This window comes from Streptomyces sp. NPDC050988, from assembly GCF_044456225.1.
GTDB lineage: Bacteria > Actinomycetota > Actinomycetes > Streptomycetales > Streptomycetaceae > Streptomyces.
Map to the genome: position 1 here is coordinate 1 of NZ_JBITFQ010000066.1, position 3,362 is coordinate 3,362.

Annotated in this window: 4 protein-coding genes; 1 reads left to right on the forward strand and 3 read right to left on the reverse strand. The window is 71.6% G+C overall.

Features of this window, described 5'->3' with window-relative positions:
- Nucleotides 1-186: 186 nt before the first annotated feature.
- Genes ACIBEI_RS49495 through ACIBEI_RS49505 form a run of 3 tightly spaced genes read right to left on the reverse strand, consistent with a single transcriptional unit; the run spans nt 187 to nt 2,286 of the window.
- On the reverse strand, nt 187-909 hold the full coding sequence (locus tag ACIBEI_RS49495; RefSeq protein WP_398898113.1) for a vWA domain-containing protein: 723 nt from the start codon (nt 907-909) through the stop codon (nt 187-189).
- Nucleotides 910-945: 36 nt separating this feature from the next.
- The gene (locus ACIBEI_RS49500; protein ID WP_398898114.1) at nt 946-2,049 is read right to left on the reverse strand and encodes a hypothetical protein; all 1,104 of its coding nucleotides are present in this window, start codon (nt 2,047-2,049) and stop codon (nt 946-948) included.
- An 18-nt stretch (nt 2,050-2,067) separates the two neighbouring features.
- Nucleotides 2,068-2,286: a hypothetical protein gene (locus tag ACIBEI_RS49505; protein WP_398898115.1), complete on the reverse strand. Its 219-nt coding sequence runs from the start codon at nt 2,284-2,286 to the stop codon at nt 2,068-2,070.
- Nucleotides 2,287-2,361: 75 nt separating this feature from the next.
- On the opposite strand from ACIBEI_RS49505, the gene ACIBEI_RS49510 reads away from it, so the two are divergent.
- Nucleotides 2,362-3,213, forward strand: a complete 852-nt coding sequence (locus tag ACIBEI_RS49510; RefSeq protein ID WP_398898117.1) for a chitosanase — start codon at nt 2,362-2,364, stop codon at nt 3,211-3,213.
- Nucleotides 3,214-3,362 lie beyond the last annotated feature (149 nt).

Here is a 3,362-nt window from a genome sequence, read left to right on the forward strand (position 1 = left end):
CGAGCCCGGACGGGTGCGGGCGCCGGGCCTCGGTGGCGCGGACGGCGGCGTGGGGGGGGGGGGGCGGCGGGCCCCCCCCCCCCGGGGGGCCGCGCCCCCCCCCCCCCCCCCGCGCCCGCCCCCCCCCCCCCCCCCCCCCCCCCCCCCCCCCCCCCGCAGCGAACCCACCGGCTCAGACACCCCGTGTCACTCGACGATCCCCGCGGCCCGCGCCGCCGACAGCCACCGTGGGAACTCACCGAGCAACCGGTCGTACAGCTCACCGTCGGAGACACCCCGGCGGGGGTCCGAACCGGCGTGGAAGAACCCGGCGTTGTCCACGACCCGCTTCCCCGGAACGGCCAGGTCGTCGAGCCTGCGCAGGAAGTCGAACTGTTTGCTGGACGGGTCCCCGAAGCCGATGAACTGCCAGAACAACGGCAGCTTCGCGGACTTGCACAGGTACCGCTCCGCGGCGAGCTTGTTGATCGGGCCGCCGTCGGTCTGGAAGACCACGAGGGCGGGGTCCTTGGAGCCGCTGTCGAGGTAGTGGTCGATGACGGCGTCCATCGCGAGGTGGTAGCTGGTCTTGCCCATGTGTCCGAGCCCGGCCACGATCCGCTCCACACGCCCCGCGTGACTGTCGAGCGCGATGTCGGTCACGGCGTCGACGTCCGTGGAGAAGAAGACGACAGGCACGGTCCCGTCGTCGTCGAAGTGCGCGCTCAGACCGAGCACACGGTCGGCGAGCGCCTGCACGCTGCCGTCGGCGTAGTACGGCTTCATCGATCCCGAGTAGTCGACGACGAGATAGACGGCGGCCCGCTGCCCGCTCAGTCCGTGCTTGGTGAGGGAGACCCCCGCGCTTTTGTAGAGGCTGACCAGCGCGGGCGCGGTCTCCTCCACCTTGGTGAGGCTGATCCCGGCCATGCGGGCTCCTTCCGGCCATGATCCGACCGGGTGAGCCTAACCGGCCGCGCGCTCCCGGAACGCCGGCAGCTCGAAGAGCCGCCGGCGGGCCCCGTCACCCATCAACTCGACCAGCGGAAACACCAGTTCCCACAGATCCTCCTTCTCCACGCCGACGGCCAGCGCGTCGAGGTCGGGATCGGAGAGCGCTCCCGCGGCCTTCGCCACGATCCGCCGGGCGGTCGGCGGCAGCGCCGCCACCATCGGGAGGAACTCCGCCCACAGCCCGGTCGCCACGACCCCGCGGACGAGCCCGCCGAGCACCGCGCGGTCCCGCAGCGCGGGCAGCCTGGCGACGGCCCGCAGCTCGTCCTCGTCGAGCGCGGCCACGATCGGCAGGAGCGACTCCCACAGGTCCTGCTCGGCGGTGGTGCGGACGAGGGAGTCGAGCCGGGCCTCGGGCTGGGCGGCGGTGAGGGAGGCGATGCGGGCCCGCTGTTCGCCGGAGGTCATGCTCGCGACGGCCATGGCCTCCGGCCACAGTCCGCGGTCGGCGGCGGACGCGATGACCGACGACAGCCGCTCCTCGCCCAGCAGCTCGACGATGCGGCCGAGCCGTTCGGGATGGTCGATGACGAAGCCGGTGAGCAGCAGGGTCGTGTCGTCGAGCCGCGGCAGGATCCGCAGCAGCGCGGAGTCCCGCAGATGTCCGACGAACCGGCCCATCGTGAGGTGGTCGCGGCGGTCGGCGAGGACGAGGGCGATCCGTACGACGATGTCGTCGTCCAGTCTGCCCATGATCCCGGCGATCCGGCGCGGGTCGACGTGGTGGCAGCAGCGGGCCGTGAACTCGGGCGGGAGCCGCTCGATGATGTCGGAGGCGCGGCCCGGTTCGAGGCGTCCGGCGAGAGCGGCGGCGAGCTGCGGCCCGAGTGCCTTCTGCGAGATGGCGGCGGCGACGCCCGCGGGCAGCAGCCTGGTCTTCGCGGCGATGCGGTCGAGGATCCCGGGGGCGTCGTCGAAGAGCGCGGCGACGGATCTCTCGCGGAAGGCGCGCACGTCCTCGACGGGCAGCTCTTCGAGGAACGCCAGCCGCCGTGGTTCGACGTCCAGCAGGCGGGCGAGCTTGAGGATCTCGGCCCTGCTGCGCAGTGTGTCCATGCGGGAGGGGTCTCCTGGCTAACGGAGGAGCATCCGGCGGAGGGGTTCCCTGGTCAGGGCCGGTACGAGGGTCAGGGCGTCCTCGACGGCCTCGTTCAGCCCGGATGCCCGGCGCTCCCGTGCCCGGCGCAGTGCCAGCGTGAGGGTCCGGGCCTGTGTGTCGTCCAGTGATCCGAAGCTCTCCGGCGGTGGGGCGCCCAACTCCGCCCGCAGCAGCGCCAGTTCCTCCGCGCTCACAGGTCCTCCCCCGATGCTCACTGGTTTCTCCACCCGATGCGGCACGGCACTCCGGGCCGATCGTACTCTTTGCCCATGAAACGCGCTGGCCGTCTGATGTTCGTCGCCGTCCCTCTCGTCGCGGTGACGGTGTATGTCGCCGTGCCCGACCAGAAGGGCGACGACGGGCCCTCGGACGCCCGGAGCTCCTCCCCGTCGACCGCGTCCCCGTCGGCCTCCTCGGGGTCGGCCGCGGACCTGGACTCCCCGAAGATGAAGGAGCTGGCCCAGCGGATCGTGTCGAGCGCCGAGAACTCCAGCCTCGACTGGCGCGCCCAGTACGACTACATCGAGGACATAGGCGACGGCCGTGGCTACACCGCCGGGATCATCGGCTTCACCACCGGCACGCACGACCTGCTCACGCTGGTCGAGCTGTACACCGAATCGCATCCGGACAACGCCCTGGCCCGCTACCTGCCCGCTCTGCGCGCGGTGGACGGCTCCGACTCCCACGAGGGCCTGGACCCGGGCTTCACCGATGCCTGGAAGGAGGAGGCGCAGAAGGACGCCTTCAAGCGCGTCCAGGACTCCCAACGCGACCGTGTCTACTTCGGCCCGGCGGTCCGCCTCGCCAAGAGTGACGGCCTGGGCGCCCTCGGCCAGTTCATCTACTACGACGCCATGGTCATGCACGGCCCCGGCGACCCCGGCTTCCACGGCATCCGCGAGCGCGCCATGGCCGAGGCCGACACCCCGACGGAGGGCGGCGACGAGCAGAGCTACCTCGACATCTTCCTCGACACCCGCCGCGAGACCATGAAGTCCGAGAAACGCGACACGACCCGCGTGGACACGGCCCAGCGAAGGTTTTTGTACGACGGCAACCTGGGCCTCCGCACTCCGCTGGAGTGGAAGGTGTACGGGGTGACGTACAAGGTCGACTAACCACGTTTCCTCGCCCCCGCCGCCCCTACCCATTCCCGTCACTACTCAGGGGCTACGCCCCCGAACCCCCAAAAGATTGCGCAGTTCCCCGCGCCCCTTAGGTTTTTAGGGGCGCCGGGAACTGCGCGTCCCGCCCCCACCGGGCCCGC

What these genes read in the sequence shown, in the direction of transcription:
- ACIBEI_RS49495 (WP_398898113.1), bottom strand. Translation starts at nt 909, where the DNA reads ATGGCCGGGATCAGCCTCACCAAGGTGGAGGAGACCGCGCCCGCGCTG.
- ACIBEI_RS49500 (WP_398898114.1), bottom strand. Translation starts at nt 2,049, where the DNA reads ATGGACACACTGCGCAGCAGGGCCGAGATCCTCAAGCTCGCCCGCCTG.
- ACIBEI_RS49510 (WP_398898117.1), top strand. Translation starts at nt 2,362, where the DNA reads ATGAAACGCGCTGGCCGTCTGATGTTCGTCGCCGTCCCTCTCGTCGCG.